Here is a 22,687-nt window from a genome sequence, read left to right as displayed (position 1 = left end):
GTGAGTAAGATTATTAATAGTGCGAGATGAAATGAAAGCAATAAAAAAGCCGGAACTGAGTCCGGCTTTTAAAGAATGGGGGTTAGGGATTAAACGCGTTCGAAAACGGTCGCAATACCTTGGCCTAAACCGATACACATAGTGGCTAAACCTAAGGTCGCATCTTTGTGCTCCATCAGGTTGATCAGCGTTGTCGAAATACGCGCACCAGAGCAGCCCAGTGGATGGCCAAGTGCGATAGCACCACCGTTGAGGTTAATCTTCTCATCGACCACATCCAACAGGCCTAAATCTTTCACGCAGGGTAAAGATTGGGCGGCAAAGGCTTCGTTCAGTTCGATAACATCTAAATCATTAACTGTGATGCCTGCGCGAGCCAGAGCTTTTTGAGTAGCAGGTACTGGACCGTAACCCATGATTGCCGCGTCACAACCTGCAACCGCCATTGAGCGGATACGGGCTCGGATTGGTAGACCTAAAGCGCGCGCTTTAGACTCTTCCATGACTAACATTGCCGAAGCGCCGTCAGATAATGCTGAAGAGGTGCCGGCAGTAACGGTACCGTTTGCTGGGTCGAATACAGGACGCAGCGCCGCTAGTGATTCCATTGAGGTTTCTGGACGAATCACTTCGTCGTGCAGCACTTTAATCAGCGCGCCGTTAGCATCATGGCCTTCGATGCCATAGATTTCCTTGGCAAAGCGGCCTTCAACAGTGGCTGCGTAAGCGCGTTGGTGTGAACGCACTGCAAAGGCATCTTGCTGCTCACGGGTAATACCGTGCAGCTTACCCAACATCTCAGCGGTTAAACCCATCATGCCAGACGCTTTAGCGACGTTATTGGCTAAACCTGGGTGGAAGTCCACACCGTGGTTCATTGGCACGTGGCCCATGTGTTCAACACCACCAATGATAAAGGTGTCGCCCATGCCAGTCATGATTGCGCGAGCGGCTTGATGGATGGCTTCCATTGAAGAACCGCATAGGCGGTTGACTGTCACGGCGCCAGCCGTCTTCGGGATACCTGCCAGCAATGATGCGTTACGGGCAATGTTGAAGCCTTGCTCTAGGGTTTGCTGCACGCAGCCCCAAATCACGTCTTCAATAGTATTGGGATCTAATTGCGGGTTACGCAGTAATAGACCTTTCATTAATTCGGCAGAGAGTGTTTCTGCACGTACATTACGGAACACCCCAGCCTTAGAACGGCCCATAGGAGTACGAATGCAATCTACGATAACAGCTTGTTTCATAATTAAATTCCTTTCCCGCTAATTAGGCTTGGTAGTAGCTACCGTTGTTGGCAGCAAGGGCGCGCATGGCGTCGGTGACTTGATACAAACCACCTAAGTGAGCGTATTTGTCAGCTAAGGCGACAAAGTTGGCTACGCCCATAGTATCTAAGTAACGGAATACACCACCACGGAATGGAGGGAAACCTAAACCATAGACCAAGCCCATATCTGCTTCGGCAGGTGATGCCACAATGCCTTCTTCTAAACAGCGAACGGTTTCGATAATCATTGGGATCATAGTGCGGGCGATGATTTCATCCGCATCGAATGCTTTTTGCTCACCAAAGGCGGCCTTCAGCAGCTCGTAGCTGGTTGGGTCGACATCTTTCTTTGGTTTACCACGGCTATCTACAGAGTAAGCGTAGAAACCTTTACCATTCTTCTGACCGAGACGCTTGTTCTCAAACATCACGTCAATCGCGTCATTGCCAGATTTGCCCATACGATCGGGGAAGCCTTCGGCCATTACCGCTTGCGCGTGGTGACCCGTGTCTAGGCCGACAACGTCTAGCAGGTAAGCAGGACCCATTGGCCAGCCGAATTGTTTTTCCATCACTTTATCGATAGCGGCAAAGTCGCCACCTTCGGCGAGCAGGCCGTTAAAGCCCGCAAAGTACGGGAAGAGTACGCGGTTAACGAAGAAACCCGGGCAATCGTTAACAACGATTGGGGTTTTACCCATTTTGCTGGCGTAGGCAACAACAGATGCGATGGTTTCTTCTGAGCTGTGCTCGCCACGAATAACTTCAACCAATGGCATTTTATGCACAGGGTTGAAGAAGTGCATACCGCAGAAACGCTCAGGCTTCTTCATGCTCTTCGCGAGCAGGTTGATTGAAATGGTTGACGTGTTAGAGGCGATAATCGCATCTTCACTTACGTACTGTTCAACTTCCGCCAGTACTTGTGCCTTCACTTTTGGATGCTCAACTACGGCTTCGACAACCACGTCAGCATGTTTTACTGGAGCATAGTCTAAGGCTGGAGTGATGTTGTTCAGCACCTTAGCCATTTTTTCTGGGGTAGAGCGGCCGCGAGCAACTTGCGCAGATAACAGTTTAGCGGCTTCGCCTAAACCTAAATCTAATGCCGGTTGAGCGATATCCTTCATTACTATTGGCGTGCCTTTGCTGGCGCTTTGGTAAGCGATACCACCACCCATGATGCCAGCACCTAATACGGCGGCGCTTTTCACATCTTTGGCGAGTTTGCCCGCTTTTTTAGCTTTGCCTTTGACTAATTGGTCATTCAAGAAGATACCGATCAACGCTTTGGCTACATCGGTTTTCGCTAACTTGATAAACGCTTGATGTTCAATTTGCAGTGCGTCGCTGCGGCCTTTGGTCGCAGCTTGTTCAACAACGCTGACTGCCGCCATAGGTGCTGGGTAGTGTTTACCCGCAACCGCAAACACCATGCCTTTAGCGGTAGTGAAAGACATCATGGCTTCGAGTTTTGGTAAGGTCAGTGGTGACATCTTACGTTGGCGACGGGCTTGCCAATCAAGCTTTTCTGCAACTGCATCTTTTAGCATTTGAATGGCTGCAGCTTCTAAAGCCTCTGGCGCAACAACGGCGTCAACCGCACCGACTTTTAAGGCATCTTCTGGACGCTGATCTTTACCCGTGGTGATCCACTCAAGGGCGTTATCCGCACCAATCACACGTGGTAAACGCACTGTGCCACCAAAGCCTGGGATAATGCCCAGTTTGGTTTCGGGCAGGCCGATTTTGGCTGTGGTATCGGCGATACGGAAATCCGTTGCCAGAATAGTTTCACAACCGCCGCCTAGGGCGAAACCTTTAATCGCTGAAGCGGTTGGGAAAGGTAAATCTTCGAGTTTGTTGAATACGGCGTTGGCCTGTTCAACCCAAGAGAGCAGTACCGCATCATCCTGTGCGAATAAGCCTAAAAATTCAGTAATGTCGGCACCCACGATAAAGGTATCTTTACCTGAGGTCAGCACTAAAGCCTGAATGTTTGATTGTTGTTTAATGCTATCTAATGCGGCATCGAGTGAGGCGAGTGTTTCTCTGTCGAATTTGTTCACCGAACCGGGTGCGTTAAAGCACAGCTTGGCAATATTATCCTCGAGTAACTCAACCTGAATTGTAGGACTTTGGTAGATCATTGCTTGCTTCCTTTTGGCTTAAAAGTGATACCCACCATTATCTGTTGGTGTTAGTACGACTCTCTATCTCACAGCAGCTTCGGCCATCATTTGACCAGTTGTGTGCCAGTGTGCTTCGAAATTCGATAAATTACAACACCCAATTTAAACGACTGTTTAATTTCTTGTCGGCTAGAGTGAATTTTCAGCTTTGTGATACACTGCACAAAGTGTAGAAGTGCCAGATTACGCCAAAGAGTACGTGGTGGGAATTTGTACTTTAGCGGTATTGCTCGCTGGCTAAATGGATAATTTTATTTTTAGAATTAAAAGCATAGGCTTAAATCGAGAATTTGCTAACCTGTGAAATCATAGGGCGTTAGCAAAGGAAAACACTGAGCCTATATGGCTTAGTCAGATTTGCGGTTTTTTATTAACTATCGTTCATTACAGGATATGACACATGGATCACTTGGCTCATCACTATCATGCCCACATCGCCGAGCTTAATCGTCGAGTCGCTGAAATTGTATCGCGTGAAGCATTATCAGGTTTAGTGATCCACTCGGGTCAGCCACATCGAATGTTTTTGGACGACATTAATTATCCTTTTAAAGCCAATCCCCACTTCAAGGCTTGGTTACCTGTGTTAGATAACCCTAACTGCTGGTTAGTAGTAAACGGTCGCGATAAGCCACAACTGATTTTTTATCGCCCTGTGGACTTTTGGCATAAGGTGTCGGACGTGCCGGAGATGTTCTGGACCGAGCATTTTGAGATCAAGTTACTCACTAAGGCCGATAAGGTTGCCGATCTATTGCCTAGCGATATCGCCAACTGGGCTTATTTGGGTGAGCATTTAGATGTGGCTGAGGTACTTGGTTTCACCAGTCGCAATCCTGACTCTGTGATGAGCTATCTGCATTTCCACCGTACCACTAAAACCGAATATGAACTCGAATGTATGCGCCGTGCGAACCAGATCGCGGTGCAAGGGCATTTAGCGGCTAAAAATGCCTTCTATAACGGTGCCAGCGAGTTTGAAATTCAGCAGCAGTATTTATCTGCCGTGGGACAGGGCGAGAACGAAGTGCCCTACGGTAATATCATTGCCTTAAACCAAAATGCGGCGATTTTGCATTACACCGCGCTCGAGCATCAAAATCCGGCGCGGCGTTTATCTTTTTTAATCGATGCGGGTGCGAGCTACTTTGGCTATGCGTCGGATATCACTCGTACCTATGCGTTTGAGAAGAATCGCTTTGATGAATTGATCACTGCCATGAACAAGGCGCAGCTCGAACTGATCGATATGATGCGCCCAGGTGTGCGTTATCCCGATTTACACTTGGCGACCCATGGCAAAGTCGCGCAAATGCTGTTGGATTTTGAGTTAGCCACGGGCGATGCCCAAGGCTTAGTCGACCAAGGTATTACCAGCGCCTTCTTCCCCCACGGACTCGGCCATATGTTAGGCTTGCAAGTGCATGATGTGGGCGGTTTTTCCTTCGATGAGCGTGGTACCCATATTCCGGCACCTGAAGCCCATCCGTTCCTGCGTTGCACCCGCATTTTAGCGCCAAACCAAGTGCTTACGATGGAGCCTGGTTTGTACATTATCGACACTTTACTCAATGAGCTAAAACAAGATAGCCGTGGCCAGCAGATCAATTGGCGCACCGTTGATGAGCTGCGACCTTTCGGTGGTATTCGTATCGAGGATAATGTAATTGTGCATCAAGATCGAAACGAAAATATGACCCGTGAACTGGGCTTAGCGTGAGTTTAGGGAGAGCGAGTGCTCGAAAGTTATCTGATACCGAGTGAAAATGTGCAGATAGAAGAAGAGATAAAGCATAGCCGCTTTATCTCTTTTCTATTTCATTGCACGAGTTTAGAACAACTGAAGTTAGTACTTACTGACATCAAGCGAGATTTTCCCGGCGCCAGTCATTACTGCTATGCCTTTATCGCAGGAGCGCCTAACGACAGCATTGCCATTGGTTCGAGTGACGATGGTGAGCCTGCGGGCAGCGCTGGTCGTCCAATGCTCGCAGTATTACAAGGCGCGAATCTCGGTGAAGTCGGTGCCGTGGTCGTGCGTTTCTATGGCGGTACTAAGTTAGGCGTGGGCGGTTTAGTGCGTGCCTATACCTCGGGATTACGCCAAGGTTTAGGGCAATTGCCGACGCGAGTAAAGCAATTACGTTATCCGGCAAAACTGCATTGTGATTACACCCAATTAAGGGATGTTGAGCATTTACTGCAGCAGTTAGAAGCGGTGATCATCGATAAGCAATTTGCCGAAGCCGTTGATATCCATTTTGAAATAGGCAAACAGCAGCAGGGTATATTGAATGAATCGCTGGCAACTTTGAGTCAGGGCAGCCTGCGCGCAGAGTTTGAGCTGTGATGCCTGCGTAAATTATGCCAAAATATGCAAAATGCTGAAAATACCTTTGCAGCCAATGGAATAATTGAACACGCGGAATGCAATACAAAACCATAATAAGAATCATAGGTCTGCTTATCGGCCTGTTCTCCATCACTATGCTGCCGCCAGCCTTAATCGCCATTTGGTATAACGATGGCGGTGGTACTGCGTTTATTCAGGCATTTTTTGTCAGCTTATTTATCGGTTTTTGGCTCTGGTATCCTAATCGTCGCTGCAAAGAGGAATTGCGAACCCGCGAGGGGTTTCTGATTGTGGTCCTGTTCTGGACCGTTCTTGGCTCCATCGGTGCTTTACCTTTTATCTTCTCAAGCCAGCCCGATCTCAGCTGGACCGACAGTTTTTTCGAATCATTCTCTGCACTGACCACCACTGGAGCCACAGTCATTGTCGGGCTGGACTCCTTGCCTAAGGCCATTCTGTTTTATCGACATATGCTGCAATGGCTCGGTGGTATGGGGATCATCGTTTTAGCCGTGGCGATTCTGCCTGTGCTGGGCGTTGGCGGCATGCAGCTGTATCGCGCCGAGATCCCGGGGCCTGTGAAGGACAGTAAGATGACGCCAAGGATTGCCGAAACGGCCAAGGCGTTATGGTACATCTATCTATTGCTAACCATTGCCTGTGCGGGCGCTTATTGGCTCGCGGGAATGAGCGTTTTCGATGCCGTGTGTCACTCGTTTTCGACCATCGCCATCGGAGGCTTTTCGACCCACGATGCCAGTATGGGATACTTCGATAGCTCAGTGATCAACCTGATTTGCGTGTTCTTTTTGATTGTCTCGGCGGTGAACTTTAGCGTGCACTTTGCGGCATTTTCGCGTCGTGGGATCAATTTTAGAGTCTATTTTCGAGATACCGAGTTCAAGATGCTGGTGGCGATTCAGTTGGTGCTAACGGCGATTTGTTTCTTAACCCTTTATCACTCAGGGATTTATGACTCGCCAGAAGAAACCTTAGATCACGCCTTATTCCAAGCGGTTTCGGTGGCGACAACCGCAGGCTTTGGTACCGAAAGCTTCCATATGTGGCCGCTGTTCCTGCCGATTCTGTTGATTTTCTCAAGCTTTATCGGTGGTTGTGGTGGTTCAACTGCGGGCGGGATTAAGGTGATCCGGGTTATCCTGCTGCTGTTGCAAGGTTCGCGCGAACTTAAACGCCTCGTTCACCCTAAGGCGATGTTCTCGATTCGTATCGGCTCCAAGGCATTACCTGACCGGGTTGTCGATGCCGTGTGGGGATTTTTCTCCGCCTATGCCTTAGTCTTCGTGCTGTGTATGTTAGCGCTGATGGCTATGGGGCTGGATGATATTACCGCCTTTAGTGCCACGGCGGCCTGCTTAAATAACCTCGGTCCGGGTCTTGGGGAAGTAGCGAGTAACTACGCCAGTATTGGTGATGGTGCTAAATGGGTGCTGGTGGTAGCCATGTTATTTGGTCGCCTCGAAGTCTTTACCTTGCTGATTTTGTTCACGCCAACTTTCTGGAGGGATTAACATGCAGACACTAATCATCTATTCGACAATTGATGGCCAAACACTGGAAATCTGCCGCAAAATCAAAACGCTTGCCGAACAAGCGGGTGAGCAGGTGTCTTTAGTGACCTTAGAACAAGCCGAAGCCTTAAGCCTTGCTGATTTCGATAAAGTGTTGATTGGTGCGAGCATTCGTTATGGCAAACATAGGCCCGATCTTTACCAGTTTGTGAATCGCAATCATGCTGTGCTGGACAGTAAAATCAACGGCTTCTTTACCGTGAATGTGGTGGCGCGCAAGCCATTAAAGAACACGCCAGAAACCAATCCTTACATGCAAAAGTTCCTCAAATTATCCCTGTGGCAGCCACAACAATTGGCGGTGTTTGCGGGCAAGATTGATTACCCTAAATACGGCTTATTCGACCGCACTATGATCCGTTTCATCATGTGGATGACAAAGGGACCGACCGATCTGAAGGGCACCTTCGAGTTTACCGACTGGGGTAAAGTCGAAGCCTTTGGGACACACTTTAGCAAGCTGTAAAAATGATAAAGCCCTAGTTTTTGCTAGGGCTTTATTGTTACCGCCTGACATTATTTATACGGCGCAGTAACGGCTGTGGAGAATCGAAATCACTTGGGTGACTTGCTCATTCTTAAGCTTGTAATACACAATCTGCGAGCTCTTACGGGTATCTACTAAGTCTTCGGCCCGCAACACCGCCAAATGCTGTGATAGCGCCGACTGGCTCAAGGGCACAGTTGCATTCAGCTCGGTTACGCTCAGCTCTTTATCCAGCAATAGGCACAAAATCATTAAGCGATAAGGATTCGCTATGGCTTTGAGCCATTTAGCCGCACTTTCCGCATTAGTTACCATTGCATTTACATCAATATCATTTTGCATAAGGTACTCACTTTATCGCTTTTGATTAGATAATTCTAATTGAACATATTTCTATACGCAATCATACTGCTCGGCAATTCAGATCTCAATTTTTGCATTTCAGAATATGAGACAACGCTGATTTGTGATCCTATCAGGGGTTTATTTAACCAATGATTGCCACAATGGTGACATACTTTAACTGAACGGGAATACCCCATGACACGCATTCTGGTGCTTTATTTTACCCGTGGTGGCCATACGGCCAAGATAGCGAATGCGATTGCGCAACAACTCACGCTGCGTGGCGCCAAGGTGGACTTGGTGGATATTAATAGTGCGGCGGCAACCAAGATTCACTGGCCCGATTATCAACTGGTGGCGCTAGGGGCTTGTGTACTCTATGGCACCTACGATAAGAGTGTATTTCAGTTTATAGAGCAACATGCCCCGGCTTTAAGTGCGTTGCCAAACAGTTTCTTCTGCGTCAACGTGGTGGCGCGTAACCCAGAGAAACGCATCCCAGAGAACAACAAATACCTGCAAAAATTCATTGCGTTATCACCTTGGACTCCCGCCGATTTGAAGATTATCGCCGGTAAGGTGGATTACCCCTCGTGGCCCTGGTACGACAGACTGATGATCCAGTTGATTATGAAAATCACCAAAGGTCCAACGGATCCTAAGGCCGTGATCGATTATACCGACTGGGAAGATGTGAAGGTCTATGCCGACCATCTGCTAACCTTGGCCGAGGTTGCTGAACCCGCCTAATAAAAATGCGCTCTGTGAGCGCATTTTTAGTTTTTGACTATACGACTAGTATTTCCAAAAACTGGGATGGAACAGTACAGCCACGGTTAAAATCTCTAAACGGCCGAGCAACATACCCAAAGAAAGCGCCCATTTAGCCAAATCGGGCAGCGTCGAGAAGTTACCCGCAGGACCAATGATGGGGCCAAGCCCTGGGCCAACGTTGGTGACTGCGGTTATTGCGCCGGTAAAGCTGGTCATAGGGTCTAGCCCCGTCAGCACCAGAATCACCGAAAGTCCAACAATCACAAACATAAACAGCAGCACAAAGGTGATCAGTGAGCGCACAATATCTTCACTGATCAGACGGTTGTTATAGCGCTCCCGGAAGATGCCATTGGGATGGCATTGCTGCTTTAACTGCTCGCGCATAATGGCGCCGGCAATTTGGAAGCGGAAGATTTTAATCCCGCCAGAGGTGGAGCCCGAGCAGCTGCCGACAAACATTAAGAATAAAAACGCGATATTCGCAAACGCGCCCCAGGCGCCGTAGTCGGTTAAACCATAACCTGTGGTGGTGACCACGGAAACCACGTTAAAGCTTGAGAGGCGCAGCGCGTCGATAAGGGCGATATCCCGCGTTTGCCACAGCCAGAAGCCAATAAAACAAGACACAAAAGTGAGGAAAAACAAGAAGCCTTTGACTTGAGCATCGTTCCAGACGGTAAAGTCTCGCTGCTGGATCATCTGCACAAACATCAGCAGGGGTAAGCCACCCGCCGCCATAAACACAACGCCAACCCAATGGGCCGAATTCGAAAACGCCGCCATCGAGTTATCTGAGGTCGAATAGCCGCCCGTCGACAGTGTGGTCATCGCATGGTTAATGGCTTGAAACCAAGTCATGCCTGCAAGATGGTAGGCAACGCAGCACATCACGGTCAGCAAGATATAGATAAAAAATAGATGCTTAGCCATGCTTTGGGTGCGCGGCACCGCCTTATCGCTCCAATCCGATGACTCGGTGCGGAACAGCCGCATACCACCGACGTTTAAGAAGGGCAGAATCGCTACCGCCATCACGATAAAGCCAATACCGCCTAGCCATTGCAACAACGAGCGCCAGATTAAGATACTGTGGTCCATAGTATCTAAGCCCGAGAGCACGGTTGAACCTGTAGTGGTAATGCCGGACATGGTCTCGAAGAAGGCGTCTGTATAGCCAATGCCGTGGTACAAGGTAAAAGGCATTGCGGCAAACAGGCTCACGATCAGCCAAGTGAGGCTGGTGAGCAGAAACATATCGCGAATATTGAGGTTAATGGTTTTGCTCTGGCCGTTATGCAAACAGAGGCTGGCGCAAATCCCAGTGACTAAAGCCGACAGCATGAAAGCGCCCACGGTTTCCTCACCGTTGAACACGGCAAGGAGCAGGGGCGCTAACATAAAGGCTGTTAACATCGACAGAAACAGCCCCAAAATAAACAATAGCGGTCTAAAGTTCAGCATAAGATGATGACTTAGAAGAAGAAGGCGCTAGGTTGGAACAGTTTCTCGACTTCGCCGACAAACTTTTTGTTCACGAGGAACAGAATCACGTGATCCCCTTGTTCTATCACTGTCTTGTCGTGGGCCATCAGCACTTCTTCGTTACGCACTATGGCGCCAATGGTGGTTCCCGGCGGCAGCTTGATATCGCCAATCGCCTTGCCAACAACCTTGGAGGTGCTGGAGTCGCCATGGGCAATGGCTTCAATCGCTTCGGCGGCGCCGCGGCGTAAGGAATACACGTTACAGATATCGCCTTGGCGGATGTGGGTCAGTAAGGCTGAAATCGTCGCCTGCTGGGGTGAAATCGCGATATCGATATTCGCTTCCTGCACAATATCTACATAGGCTTCGCGCTGGATCAGCACCATCACCTTTTTCGCCCCCATGCGTTTAGCGAGTAGGGCGGACATGATGTTGGCTTCATCGTCGTTGGTGACGGCAATAAACACGTCAGTTTGGTCGATATGTTCTTCGAGCAGCAACTCTTGATCTGAGGCGTCACCACAAAATACTGTAGTGTTTTCAAGCTGTTCAGAGAGCGTTTCGGCGCGTTCAAACTTATGCTCAATCAGCTTGACTGAGTGGGTGCGTTCGAGGCGTTTAGCGAGGCCTAAGCCGATGTTACCACCGCCAGCAATCATGATATTGCGGTAGGAGTTATCCAGCTTTTGCATCTCACTCATCACCGCGCGGATATGGCGACTGTCGGCCACGAAAAACACTTCGTCATCGGCTTCGATAATAGTCGTACCGCGGGGCATGATAGGGCGACCTTGGCGGAAAATCGCCGCCACCCGGGTATCAATATTTGGCATATGCTCGCGAAGCGCGGCCAAGGCATTACCGACTAAAGGGCCGCCGTAATAGGCGCGAACCGCAACTAAACTTAAACGGCCTTCGGCAAATTCGAGCACTTGCAGCGCACCAGGATATTCAACCAAACGTTGAATGTAAGCGGTCACTAACTGCTCAGGTGCGATAAGTTCATCGATCACAAAACCACCGCGAGGGCGCCCCTCACTATTTTTGGTTTCACTGTCGATAAATAATTTATCGCGCATCGCCAGATAAGGTTCGGAACGAATACGGGCGATTTTAGTCGGTGTACCAAATAGGCTGTAGGCCATCTGGCAGGCAACCATGTTGCATTCATCGCTGTTCGTCACTGCAATCAGCATGTCGGCATCTTCGGCGCCAGCCTCTTTCAGTACATCGGGGTGGGCACCGTGGCCCGCCACGACGCGAAGGTCATATTTATCCTGCAGGGCGCGTAATCTGGATTTGTCGCTATCGACTATGGTGATATCGTTGTTTTCACCCACCAAATTTTCGGCCAAGGTTCCCCCGACTTGACCCGCACCTAATATGATAATTTTCATGGCCTTGCTTACTTCCTAATGGGTCGCTTTCAATAAACGGGCGTAATAAAACCCATCCATGTTGTGTTGTCCCGGCGTGATTTGCCAACCAATATCTTGGCTTGAAGCCTGCTGGGCAAGTGTGTCTAGCTTAGCATCTGCGGTTCTGGCTAAAAATGCACTAATTTGGTCTCGATTTTCCTGCGGCAAAATAGAGCAAGTTGCATACAGGAGTGTGCCACCGGGTTTGAGCCACTTCCAGCAGTGATCGAGAATTTGTCTTTGCAGCTCAGCCAGTTCTTCGATGTCATGGTTTTTGCGTAACCACTTGATATCGGGATGACGGCGGATTACGCCCGTCGCCGAGCAAGGCGCGTCGAGTAAGATACGATCAAACTGTTCGCCCTGCCACCATGAGTCGATGTTGGCCGCATCGCCATGAATAACTTCCGCTTTTAATGATAAACGGTCAAGGTTCTGTTGCACGCGCTCGAGACGTTTAGCATCGAAATCGACGGCGACCAGTTGGATGCTGGGTTCAAGTTCGAGTAAATGGCAGCTTTTGCCGCCCGGTGCCGCGCAGGCATCGAGGATCAGTTCGTTGGCTTGCGGAGCCAGTAAGGTCGCGGCCCATTGGGCGGCGCCATCTTGTACCGATGCCGCACCTTCGTGGAAGCGCGGCAATGTCGCCACATCCTTAGGATGGGCCAGCAGTATGGCATCATCACTGAGGCCAGCACTCGCTTCTATCTCTAGCTCACTCAGGGCGGCAAGATATTCATCACGGCTTTGGGAGAGGCGATTGTTACGTAACCACATGGGTGGACGCTCATGGCTTTGCTGGATAATCTCTTGCCAATTATCGGGATAGGCGGCTTTTAAGCGCTTAATTAACCAGCCCGGCGTGTTGTAGCTTAAGGTCTCCGACTCAGTGCTCAGCGGCGTTAATTGGCGCTGAATATTACGCAGCACGCCATTGACGACCTTTACCATGCCCTCAAATTTTAACTGACGGCAGGCCTCGGCGGTTTCGGAGATGGCGGCGTGGCTTGGAATGCGGGTGAAGTAAAGTTGATAACAGCCAACGATTAATAGCTGGTGGATGATCCTTTGCTTACCTTTCAGCGGCTTAGCCAAACACTCGGCCACGCGTTTTTCGATCTGCGGCAAGGTGCGCATCACGCCGTAGCAGAGCTCTGCGAGCAGGGCTTTATCTTTACCACTGGCAAGATGCTTTTGCTGTTCTGGCAGGGCTACTGAAAGTGACACGCCTTTCTCTAAGACTTCGAAGATGGCTTTGGCCGCCAGTGCACGCAAGTTCATCATTATTGCGCCTCGTTATTTAGACGAGTATTTGGGGTAAACCAGTCGCCGCGGGCGTTGAGTATGTCGGCCACGCTGAGTGGTTTCTTACCGGGTAATTGCATGCTGAGTAGAGTTAACACACCATCGCCAGTGGCGACTTCAATGCCTTTTTTACTGGCGCTGATAATAGTGCCGGGGGCTGCATTGCTGCTGGTGGTACTGACTTGGGTCTGCCACACCTTGATGGTATTGCCTTGGTGCTCAAAATAGCTCACAGGCCAAGGATTGAAGGCGCGGACTTCTTGCCATAACTGGGTCGCAGATTTGCTCCAATCGAGTCTCGCTTCTTCTTTACTGAGTTTTTCGGCGTAGTTCGCTAAGGCTTCATCTTGTTTTTCAGCCATTAGGGTGCCGTTGGCTAAACCTTCGAGTGCTTGCAGTAGCGCGTCTGGCCCTTGCAGAGCTAACTTCTCGTAAAGGGTGGCGGAAGTATCATCATCTTCAATCGGCAAGTAGGTTTTCAGCAGCATGTCGCCGGTATCTAGGCCGACATCCATTTGCATGATAGTCACGCCAGTTTCTTTATCGCCGGCCCACAACGCGCGTTGAATCGGCGCTGCACCGCGCCAGCGTGGCAGAATAGAACCGTGAACATTGATACAGCCTAAACGCGGCGTGTCGAGCACCACTTTTGGCAGAATCAATCCGTAGGCGACTACTACCATAATATCGGCATTGAGGGCGGCAAGTTCTTGCTGCGCGGGTTCTTTACGTAGTGAGCCTGGCTGATAAACCGGAATGTCGTGGCTGACTGCGAGCTCTTTAACTGGGCTGGCGGTGAGTTTTTTACCGCGCCCTGCGGGTCTGTCCGGCTGAGTGTAGACGGCAATCACATTGTGATGTGAGTTGATCAGCGCCTGTAAATGGCGAGCGGCAAAATCCGGTGTTCCGGCGAAGATGATATTGAGTGGTTTCAAATCTGATCCTAATGCTTATTTTGCGTCCTGTCTGGCCGCTTTTTCAAGTTTCTGTTTGATCCGTTGGCGCTTCAATGGCGACAGGTAATCGACAAATAACTTACCTTTCAGGTGATCCATTTCATGCTGAATACAAATAGCAAAAAGCTCATCGGCTTCAACGGTGAATTCATTACCGTGTCTATCCAGTGCCTTGACGGTAACAAACTCGGCGCGGTCGACCTTGGCATAGATACCGGGGACCGACAGACAACCCTCTTCGTTACAGAAATCACCGCTACTGGCAATAATTTCGGGATTGATAAAGACTTTAGGACGATCGACCTCGTCTTGTAAATCCATCACGATCAGTTGTTTATGATAGTCGACCTGGGTTGCTGCCAGACCAATGCCTTTTTCTTGGTACATGGTCTCGAACATATCATCGATTTGCGTTTGCAACTCAGCAGTAAACTCTGTGACCGGGGTCGCTTGAGTTCGCAATCTTTCATCGGGAAAGCGTAAAACTTTTAATAGTGCCATACTTAAACTCTTAACAAGTCTGTCAAATCTCAATCAGTTGGTTATACTGACTGAGGCTAATGGGCTAATTTTAATCTTTAGTGCCTATCAATAACAGTAAAAGCTCGATTTAAGAGCTAAACAACATGGACCGCACCATGAAACGGCTAATTTTACTTGCGTTAATGACATTTAATTGCACGTTGGTTTCCGCTGATACTCTCACGCTGAAAGCAGGGCATCCCGAGTCATATGTGGTAAAGAAGGGCGATACCCTTTGGGATATCTCGGCAACCTTTTTAAATGACCCTTGGAAGTGGCCACGTTTATGGGATGTTAACCCCCAGATTGCTAACCCTCATTTAATTTATCCCGGCGATCAGCTCACTTTAGTCTTTATCGATGGTCAACCCCGATTAGTGCGTAATGGCGCTAACGAGGGAAAACCCCATATTCGCAAAACCCCTGAGGGACGCGTGATTGCTAAGAGTAATGCGGTGCCTGCGGTTGATTTAGCGTTAATCCAAAACTATCTGGTGCAAAACCGTGTGGTCGATGCCGACTGGTTTGCACAGCAACCTATGGTGCTCGCGGGTGAGAGTCCTTCACGTCACCATGTGGTTGGTGATGTGATTTATATCGATAGCGAACTGCCTTTAAACCAAAAGCTGGGTATGTATGAACGCGGTCGTGACTTCTTCAACAAACAAACGGGCGAAGCCTTAGGACAAGAAGCGATTCTGGCGTCTACCGGCCAAGTGATTGAATCAGGCAAAGTGTCTAAGGTTAAAATCCTCAGTAACTACCGTGAAACCAAGGCGGGTTTTAGGGTGCTACCTATGGAAGACGAAGCCTTGATGTCAGCCTATTTTACGCCAAAACCTGCCGAGCTTAAGACGCCGGCGACCGTACTAGCGATTGAATCCACCATGCGCGAGGCGGGTAAGCTCAATGTGGTGTACTTAGATAAAGGCACACAGGATGGTGTTGAGCCGGGTGAAGTGTTCTCCATTTACCGCGATGGCGAAGAAATTGTGATTAATAACGATGGTCAACCCGTACCCGCAGCCGAGCGCACCGCCTATGACAATGTGGTGGCGTCACTGTCGTCAGATCGCGCCATCAAGATGCCCGATATTTACCATGGCAAACTCTTAGTCTTTAAAGTGTTTGATAAAGCGAGCTTAGGTTTGATTGTCTCGACTGAACGTTCTGTACGTGTCGACGATAAATTAATTGCGCCAGACTCCTTAGCCTTTAGAGGTGAATAATCCCTGAACATTTGGTCGATTGGTTAATTGTTAATGCGGTATCTGGGCTAGGACCCGCTCGGACACAACAATTATTAACGCACATGGATGTGGACGACCTCAGGCAAAGATTGGAGCATGAGAGACACTCGCTCCCTTTGTCTGACAATCTACTCCATAGCTTAGTCATTGATTATCAAAGGGTCGATGTCGCCCTCGAATGGCAACAGCAGTCTGAACTACACCACCTCGTTTGTTTTACCGATCCCCTTTATCCTCCATTACTCAAACAGTTACCCGATCCTCCAAGCGTCTTATTTATCAAAGGATGTGTTGAGGCGCTGTTGTTCCCATCGCTTGCGATAGTGGGGAGCCGTAATGCGTCTCCCGGTGGATTACAGGTTGCTTATCAGTTAGCTCGAGAGATGTCCGCGCTAGGATTTAGTATCTGCAGTGGCATGGCGATGGGGATTGATGGTGCGGCCCATATAGCCTGTGTTGACCACGGAGGCAGAACGCTTGCGGTGCTCGGAACCGGGATTGATATTATTTATCCGCGTCGACATAAGCAGCTTTATGAGGATATTCAGCACCAAGGCTGTATAATAAGCGAGTTTTGGCCGGATATCGGGCCTTTTGCGGGCAATTTCCCGAAACGAAACCGCATTATTAGCGGTCTTTCTTTAGGTACGCTGGTGGTAGAGGCTTGCCGTAAGAGTGGTTCGCTCATCACCGCTAGGTTGGCCATGGAGCAGGGGCGTGAGGTCTTTGCGGTTCCGGGCTCGATTCTCGGCGGCTTTCATCAAGGCTGCCATGATTTATTACGGGATGGGGCAAAACTTGTGGAGAGTGCGGCCGATATAGTGGAAGAGCTGGTAAGTATGACGGCGTTTCACCTTGAAGAAGTCAACACTCGCCACCATATACAGCAAGGTGAGATTTGTGATTTGCCATTTTCATCGCTGTTAGCTAGTGTAGGTTATGAAACTACAACAATTGATGCTGTAGTTGAACATAGTGGGAAAACGATAGATCTGGTGTTAGAACAAATGCTTGAACTTGAGTTGCAAGGTTGGGTTGTTGCAGTACCCGGTGGTTACGTCAGAGTAAAGAGGAGCTAGCCATGTTTGATATCCTCATGTATCTATTTGAAAACTATGTTCACAGTGAAGTTGAACTGTTAGTGGATGAAGACGAGTTAACCAAGGAACTCACTCGTGCTGGTTTTCACCAGTCAGAGATTTTGAAAGCCTTAACTTGGTTGGAGCGTCTGGCTGAGTTGCAGGAAGGGGATAAGCCTTACCTGTGCAATCATGATCAGCATTCATTTCGGATTTACACCAAAGAAGAAATGGAAAAGCTGGACGTGGAATGCCGTGGATTCCTGCTATTTTTAGAGCAAGTGAAAGTGCTGAATGTCGAAACCCGTGAGATGGTAATCGACAGAGTTATGGAGCTCGATGAGCCTGCCTTGATCCTCGAAGATCTTAAGTGGGTGATTCTGATGGTGCTCTTTAATGCGCCCGGCCATGAGTCCGCCTATGAGCAAATGGAAGATTTAATTTTTGAGCAGCCTGAAGAAGGTCGGCTACATTCTTAAGCGTTGCGATGTGATGAATAATGAGAAAGGAGGCTAGCCCTCCTTTTTTGATGCCATAAGCTTGTTAATACCTGTGTGGTGAGTTATCTGCGGATTAGACGCAATGACTGGTGGTAATGATTATGTCTAAGATCGATGAACAACTATTTAGTGCCCATGAGCACGCACTGGAAAAAGAATTCGAGCTATGCCCAGAGTGTGGCAGCGAGTTGTCGGTAAAACATAGCAAACATGGGAGTTTTATTGGTTGTAACAACTATCCCACCTGCCAATATACCCGTCCCTTAGTGCAGCATGAATCGATTGAAACCCAAGTGATTGAAGGTTCCAAGTGTCCCGCGTGTGGCCATGAGTTGGCGGTTAAATCGGGGCGTTTTGGTATCTTTATCGGTTGCACTCAATATCCCAGTTGTACCCACATAGAAAGGCCAGATCAGGAGAGCGATAAACCTGAGGTGGCATGCCCCGAATGCAAAACTGGCAAGCTAGAGCATCGTACCAGCCGTTTTGGTAAGAGTTTTTATGCCTGCAGTGCGTATCCCAAATGCAAATTCATCGTGAATTATCCCCCCGTTGCCGAAACTTGCCCGAGTTGTGGCTTTGGTATTTTAGTCGAGCGCAAAGGAGCCGCGGGGATGCGTTTAGAATGTCCCCAAAAAAGCTGTAAATACAAACGCGCGCTTTAGTGTGATCTGGTTCTAAAGATTTGGTCGTATAAACACCCTTGGGTATAATCCCCCATCGACCACGGATGGGGTGGCCAAGCGCTAAAAAAGCCAAAACGTGTTTGTAGAAATCGATTCAATTCATAAGGTGATATTAAGATGTTACAGCTGCACCCATCTGAAATTAAAGACATAGTGCTTAACGGCGGCGTTATCGCTTATCCCACTGAAGCCGTTTATGGTTTGGGCTGCGATCCAGACAACGACACCGCCATCCAAAAATTACTCGCGGTAAAGCAACGTCCTTGGCAGAAGGGGCTTATCTTAGTGGCGAGCGAGTTTTCCCAATTAGTGGATTATGTCGATGAGTCACAGTTGAGCGCCGAGCAACTCGAGTTTGCCTTTTCTAAATGGCCAGGCCCCTTTACCTTTGTTATGCCGATTAAGCCGCATGTTTCGCGCTATTTATGTGGTGAGTTTGATTCTATCGCCGTGCGTGTCTCCGCCCATGAAGGGGTGCGAGCCTTATGCCAAGCTTTAGGTAAACCACTGGTCTCGACTAGCGCCAATTTAGCCGGCGAAGATCCCGCGCTCAGCTGTGATGAAATTCTTAATGCCTTTGAGGGTAAGATTGATGCCTTAGTGTTAGGGTCATTAGGCGAACAGCGTCAACCCTCCACCATTATTGATGCCCGCAGCGGTAAGATATTACGTAACGGACAATAACTGATTTATAACGCAAAGGATAAAAGCAGATGAGCGTGCCAGATGCGACAGTGGTAAAAGCATTTTTACTCGATCTACAGAATCGAATTTGTGCGGGTCTTGAGCAATTGGATGGGCAAGCAAGCTTTGCGGCCGATTCATGGACACGCACCGAAGGCGGTGGCGGTACCAGTCGTGTCTTAACCCAAGGTGCAGTATTCGAACAAGCTGGGGTGAACTTTTCCCATGTAACAGGTGCGGCCATGCCTGCATCGGCAACGGCTCATCGACCAGAATTGGCGGGGCGTAGTTTTGAGGCTATGGGCGTTTCTTTAGTGATTCACCCTAAAAACCCTTATATTCCAACTACCCATGCTAACGTGCGTTTCTTTATTGCCCATAAAGACGGCGCGGATCCCGTTTGGTGGTTTGGTGGTGGTTTTGACTTAACGCCTTACTATCCTTTCGAAGAAGACGTGCGTGAGTGGCATCAAACCGCTAAAAATCTGTGTCTGCCCTTTGGCGATGATGTATATCCTAAATATAAGAAGTGGTGTGATGAGTATTTCTTCCTGCCACATCGTAACGAAACCCGCGGCGTGGGCGGATTGTTTTTCGATGACTTGAACCAAGCAGGCTTTGATAAGAGTTTCGATTTTATGCAGGCGGTGGGGAATGGCTTCTTAACCGCTTATGCGCCGATTGTTGAGCGCCGTAAAGAGACGCCATATGGCGAGCGTGAGCGTGAGTTCCAGTTATATCGTCGCGGCCGTTATGTTGAGTTCAATCTGGTATACGACAGAGGTACCTTGTTCGGCCTGCAAACTGGTGGTCGCACTGAGTCCATTTTGATGTCAATGCCGCCATTGGTACGCTGGCAATATGCTTATACGCCAGAGGCGGGTAGCCCTGAGGCAGATCTATACGATAACTACCTCAAACCTCGAGATTGGGTATAAGCATGCTAACACAAGTCGCGTAATCAGTACGTTACTGATTACGCATATGATCTGCCAGAGTTGAAATCGCCTCGTAGATAGCGGCGCGATGCTCTGGCTTTTTTATATGTTTTTCAATGGCAAACTTCATGCAAAATAGCCATTGATCCCGCATTGTCTCATCAACAGTGAAGGGCATATGCCGAGCACGTAATGCGGGATGACCATATTTTTGCTGATATAACTGCGGGCCGCCGAGCCAACCACTTAAAAATTCATAGAGCTTTTGTTCCGACTCCGCAATCGGCGCACGGTGAATCGCGAATAAGGCTTGTGTTTCTTCTGAGCTTGCCATTTTCTGATAGAAACTATGGGCAATTGCGCGGATCACTTTGTCACCACCAATTAAATCATAGGCATTTGACTGATTCGGATCCCTGTCATCCGGCACGCTTGTGTGTTTACTAAAAATCTTTTTAAGCCAGTTCATAGGTCTAACTGCATTGCTGTCTACAATATCGATGCGCGCATTATAGCCTGAATGCCACGGTGAAACAGAAGGCTAAAGTCAGGTGCAACAACTTAGGCTCGCCATTAGGCTGTGCTACCGCCTAAAAGCACGCTAGACTGCAAGCCAATCACAGCCAATAGAATCCCGCAGATGACAGATATGCCCTCAGTAACTACGCCAGCGCTTGATCGTTATGCCGTGTTTGGTAATCCGATAGGACACAGTAAATCACCCTTTATTCATGGACAGTTTGCGTCCCTTACGCAGCAGCCTTTGAGTTATGAAGCGATTCTAGCGCCCATCGATGGTTTTGAAGCGAGTTTACGAGCATTTTTTCAGGCGGGAGGAAAGGGCGCGAATGTGACCGTGCCCTTTAAAGAGCAAGCCTTTGCTCTCTGCGACAGCCTAAGTGCCGAAGCGACGCTGGCGGGGGCGGTCAATACTCTAAGCTTGTTGGCCGATGGCACTATTTATGGTGATAACACCGATGGTTTGGGGCTGGTCGCCGATCTTATTCGCCATCTCGGCAGTTTGCAGCATAAGCGTGTGCTCTTGGTAGGGGCCGGCGGCGCGGCGCGTGGCTGTATCTTGCCATTGCTTAAGGCTGAAGTGGGTCAACTGGTCATCACTAATCGTACTCAAAGTAAGGCGCAGGCCTTAGTGGAGATTTTTAGCCAAGTACAACAAGGGCGTTACAGCGATAAACTCCAGTCTATGCCGATGCCAGAGTTGTCGGGGGAGTTTGATGTAGTGATTAACTCGACCTCAGCGAGTCTCGCAGGAGAGCTACCGCCACTACCACAGTCCATCATCAGCAACAAAACGGCTTGCTACGATATGATGTATGGCGCAAAACCAACGGCATTTAATCAATGGGCTGTGCAACAGGGCGCAGCGCAAGTGATTGATGGACTGGGTATGCTTGTCGGTCAGGCGGCAAAGAGTTTTGCGCTCTGGCGTGGCGTCGAACCAGATACCTCAGGAGTGCTTAAATTGCTCAGGGACAAACTACAGGCCGACGCGCAATAGAGGCTCAAGAGGAAGATAAAATGAATCAGAGTATTTTATTCCCCGATCTGCAACATTGGGATGAAACCCAAAAGCACATTTGCTTTATTGCCCTGCAGCAGGGAATGAACATTAAGTGTTATATCAGCGCGCAGAAGCTGGCGCAGTTAAATGATTTTTCGCCTCAGCCTAATAGCGATGAAGCGGCCGCCATGTTAGCGCTGTTTGATGCGGTGCGATTCGATGCGGAAGAAATGGCAGAAGCCTTAATTGAAGCAGAAGAGTTTGATGAGTTTGGCGCTGTGCACTTAGGCTAAAAGCAAAATAAACAGGATGGCAGCTTAAACACTGCCATCACGATTTAATAGAAACACTATTCTGGCTGAGGTTCTGCCAAGTATTCGTTTTTCAAGCGCACATAGTTATCTGCGGATTCGGGTAAAAACTTTAATTCCGCTTCGGTTAAAGGTCGCGCCTGTTTTGCGGGACTACCGACATATAAGTAGCCGCTCTGCAACACCTTGCCTGGCGGAACTAACGAACCCGCACCTAAAATCACATCATCTTCTAATATGGCACCGTCGAGGATAATCGCGCCCATCCCGACTAGTACACGATTGCCAACTTTGCAGCCATGCAGCATCGCCTTATGCCCAATCGTGACATCATCACCAATGATCAGTGGATGACCTTCAGGGCGAGAGGCGGATTTGCGGGTCACGTGCAATATGCTGCCATCCTGTACATTGGAGCGTTTACCTATATGGATATGGTTTACGTCACCACGCGCCGCCACCATAGGCCAAATGCTGGCGTCTGTATCTAAAGCGATATCGCCAACGAGTACCGAAGCTGGGTCTACATACACATTATCGCCGAGTTGTGGATGAATCCCTTGGTAAGTTCTGAGTGGCCCTGACATAAAAAAGTCCCTAATTGAGTGGTTTTTCGCATTATAAAGGCTAAAAACTGGCTGGTCAGGTCAAATATCCAACGAACAGCGTAAAAAAGCTAATTATCTTCAATTTAGGGGTTGCACAAAAAGTTCTGCTGCCTATAATGCGCATCCACTGACACGGCAGACAGCGAAAGCAACCGCGGCATCAGTTAGAATCGAATGCAAAATGTGCAGTTGATTCGAAAGCGCCAAGAAGTTTACAAAAACGCCTTGACGCGACAAGGGAAATGCGTAGAATACGCAGCCCTGACCCGCTGAGCGGTAATGCGAAAGCTGAGGTCAAATGCTCTTTAACAATCTAAACAAGAAATCTGTGTGGACACTCACAGGTGTTGAGTTAATCGAAATTACTCTGCCGTTTGGCGAGTAATCAAAGAATTAAATCA

23 protein-coding genes are annotated in these 22,687 nt (G+C 48.9%); 13 read left to right on the top strand and 10 right to left on the bottom strand.

The window, feature by feature from the left end; all coding sequences use genetic code 11:
* Positions 1–89 precede the first annotated feature (89 nt).
* Entirely contained in the window at positions 90–1,253 is a 1,164-nt protein-coding gene (gene fadA / locus L2713_RS18995; protein ID WP_248968956.1) for an acetyl-CoA C-acyltransferase FadA, read from the bottom strand.
* 22 nt (positions 1,254–1,275) lie between these two features.
* A complete protein-coding gene (fadB, locus tag L2713_RS18990; protein WP_089066599.1) occupies positions 1,276–3,426 on the bottom strand; it encodes a fatty acid oxidation complex subunit alpha FadB in 2,151 nt (716 codons plus the stop codon).
* 442 nt (positions 3,427–3,868) lie between these two features.
* On the opposite strand from fadB, the gene pepQ reads away from it, so the two are divergent.
* From pepQ to hemG (L2713_RS18970), 4 genes are all read left to right on the top strand, one after another.
* Entirely contained in the window at positions 3,869–5,188 is a 1,320-nt protein-coding gene (pepQ, locus tag L2713_RS18985) for a Xaa-Pro dipeptidase (protein WP_248968955.1), read from the top strand.
* Positions 5,189–5,203: 15 nt separating this feature from the next.
* On the top strand, positions 5,204–5,818 hold the full coding sequence (locus L2713_RS18980) for a YigZ family protein (RefSeq protein ID WP_248968954.1): 615 nt from the start codon (positions 5,204–5,206) through the stop codon (positions 5,816–5,818).
* A 77-nt stretch (positions 5,819–5,895) separates the two neighbouring features.
* Positions 5,896–7,353, top strand: coding sequence for a TrkH family potassium uptake protein (locus L2713_RS18975; RefSeq protein ID WP_011620857.1), 1,458 nt, complete (start codon positions 5,896–5,898; stop codon positions 7,351–7,353).
* A 1-nt stretch (position 7,354) separates the two neighbouring features.
* The gene (gene hemG / locus L2713_RS18970; RefSeq protein ID WP_248968953.1) at positions 7,355–7,879 is read left to right on the top strand and encodes a menaquinone-dependent protoporphyrinogen IX dehydrogenase; all 525 of its coding nucleotides are present in this window, start codon (positions 7,355–7,357) and stop codon (positions 7,877–7,879) included.
* Between the two features lie 54 nt (positions 7,880–7,933).
* Here hemG (L2713_RS18970) and L2713_RS18965 read toward each other — a convergent pair whose 3' ends face one another.
* Positions 7,934–8,242, bottom strand: a complete 309-nt coding sequence (locus tag L2713_RS18965; protein WP_011715321.1) for an ArsR/SmtB family transcription factor — start codon at positions 8,240–8,242, stop codon at positions 7,934–7,936.
* Positions 8,243–8,440: 198 nt separating this feature from the next.
* On the opposite strand from L2713_RS18965, the gene hemG (L2713_RS18960) reads away from it, so the two are divergent.
* Positions 8,441–8,995, top strand: coding sequence for a menaquinone-dependent protoporphyrinogen IX dehydrogenase (hemG, locus tag L2713_RS18960; protein ID WP_248968952.1), 555 nt, complete (start codon positions 8,441–8,443; stop codon positions 8,993–8,995).
* Between the two features lie 45 nt (positions 8,996–9,040).
* Here the strand turns inward: hemG (L2713_RS18960) and L2713_RS18955 are convergent, their stop codons facing one another.
* Genes L2713_RS18955 through def form a run of 5 tightly spaced genes read right to left on the bottom strand, consistent with a single transcriptional unit; the run spans position 9,041 to position 14,687 of the window.
* Positions 9,041–10,483, bottom strand: a complete 1,443-nt coding sequence (locus L2713_RS18955) for a TrkH family potassium uptake protein (protein WP_011624680.1) — start codon at positions 10,481–10,483, stop codon at positions 9,041–9,043.
* 11 nt (positions 10,484–10,494) lie between these two features.
* Positions 10,495–11,904 carry a Trk system potassium transporter TrkA gene (gene trkA, locus L2713_RS18950; RefSeq protein ID WP_011620862.1) on the bottom strand — a complete coding sequence of 470 codons (1,410 nt, stop codon included), beginning with the start codon at positions 11,902–11,904 and terminating at the stop codon, positions 10,495–10,497.
* A gap of 15 nt (positions 11,905–11,919) precedes the next feature.
* A complete protein-coding gene (gene rsmB / locus L2713_RS18945) occupies positions 11,920–13,206 on the bottom strand; it encodes a 16S rRNA (cytosine(967)-C(5))-methyltransferase RsmB (protein WP_248968975.1) in 1,287 nt (428 codons plus the stop codon).
* Between the two features lie 2 nt (positions 13,207–13,208).
* Complete coding sequence (gene fmt / locus L2713_RS18940) at positions 13,209–14,165, bottom strand: methionyl-tRNA formyltransferase (protein WP_248968951.1); 957 nt, start codon at positions 14,163–14,165, stop codon at positions 13,209–13,211.
* A gap of 15 nt (positions 14,166–14,180) precedes the next feature.
* Positions 14,181–14,687 (bottom strand): peptide deformylase, encoded by a 507-nt coding sequence (def, locus tag L2713_RS18935; RefSeq protein ID WP_011620865.1) that lies wholly within the window; start codon positions 14,685–14,687, stop codon positions 14,181–14,183.
* A gap of 125 nt (positions 14,688–14,812) precedes the next feature.
* On the opposite strand from def, the gene L2713_RS18930 reads away from it, so the two are divergent.
* From L2713_RS18930 to hemF, 6 genes are all read left to right on the top strand, one after another.
* Positions 14,813–15,937: a LysM peptidoglycan-binding domain-containing protein gene (locus L2713_RS18930; RefSeq protein WP_248968950.1), complete on the top strand. Its 1,125-nt coding sequence runs from the start codon at positions 14,813–14,815 to the stop codon at positions 15,935–15,937.
* A 137-nt stretch (positions 15,938–16,074) separates the two neighbouring features.
* Positions 16,075–17,037: a DNA-processing protein DprA gene (dprA, locus tag L2713_RS18925; protein WP_452587971.1), complete on the top strand. Its 963-nt coding sequence runs from the start codon at positions 16,075–16,077 to the stop codon at positions 17,035–17,037.
* A 2-nt stretch (positions 17,038–17,039) separates the two neighbouring features.
* Positions 17,040–17,516, top strand: a complete 477-nt coding sequence (locus tag L2713_RS18920; protein ID WP_011620868.1) for a DUF494 family protein — start codon at positions 17,040–17,042, stop codon at positions 17,514–17,516.
* Positions 17,517–17,638: 122 nt separating this feature from the next.
* Entirely contained in the window at positions 17,639–18,202 is a 564-nt protein-coding gene (locus tag L2713_RS18915) for a DNA topoisomerase family protein (RefSeq protein WP_109287730.1), read from the top strand.
* A 138-nt stretch (positions 18,203–18,340) separates the two neighbouring features.
* The gene (gene tsaC / locus L2713_RS18910; protein WP_248968948.1) at positions 18,341–18,907 is read left to right on the top strand and encodes an L-threonylcarbamoyladenylate synthase type 1 TsaC; all 567 of its coding nucleotides are present in this window, start codon (positions 18,341–18,343) and stop codon (positions 18,905–18,907) included.
* Between the two features lie 29 nt (positions 18,908–18,936).
* Positions 18,937–19,845, top strand: a complete 909-nt coding sequence (hemF, locus tag L2713_RS18905; RefSeq protein WP_086904514.1) for an oxygen-dependent coproporphyrinogen oxidase — start codon at positions 18,937–18,939, stop codon at positions 19,843–19,845.
* Positions 19,846–19,876: 31 nt separating this feature from the next.
* Here the strand turns inward: hemF and L2713_RS18900 are convergent, their stop codons facing one another.
* Positions 19,877–20,314 carry a group II truncated hemoglobin gene (locus L2713_RS18900; RefSeq protein WP_248968947.1) on the bottom strand — a complete coding sequence of 146 codons (438 nt, stop codon included), beginning with the start codon at positions 20,312–20,314 and terminating at the stop codon, positions 19,877–19,879.
* Positions 20,315–20,485: 171 nt separating this feature from the next.
* Between L2713_RS18900 and aroE the strand changes: the two genes are divergently transcribed.
* Both aroE and L2713_RS18890 read left to right on the top strand, forming a co-directional pair.
* On the top strand, positions 20,486–21,364 hold the full coding sequence (gene aroE, locus L2713_RS18895; RefSeq protein WP_248968946.1) for a shikimate dehydrogenase: 879 nt from the start codon (positions 20,486–20,488) through the stop codon (positions 21,362–21,364).
* Positions 21,365–21,384: 20 nt separating this feature from the next.
* Entirely contained in the window at positions 21,385–21,660 is a 276-nt protein-coding gene (locus tag L2713_RS18890; RefSeq protein ID WP_248968945.1) for a DUF1488 family protein, read from the top strand.
* 56 nt (positions 21,661–21,716) lie between these two features.
* Here the strand turns inward: L2713_RS18890 and L2713_RS18885 are convergent, their stop codons facing one another.
* Positions 21,717–22,265, bottom strand: coding sequence for a gamma carbonic anhydrase family protein (locus L2713_RS18885; protein WP_248968944.1), 549 nt, complete (start codon positions 22,263–22,265; stop codon positions 21,717–21,719).
* Between the last annotated feature and the right edge of the window lie 422 nt (positions 22,266–22,687).

The sequence above is a fragment of the Shewanella seohaensis genome (genome assembly GCF_023283775.1).
Classification (GTDB): Bacteria; Pseudomonadota; Gammaproteobacteria; order Enterobacterales; family Shewanellaceae; genus Shewanella; species Shewanella seohaensis.
Note: the sequence above shows the minus strand (reverse complement) of the source record. Positions and strands in the feature narration are given on the sequence as shown.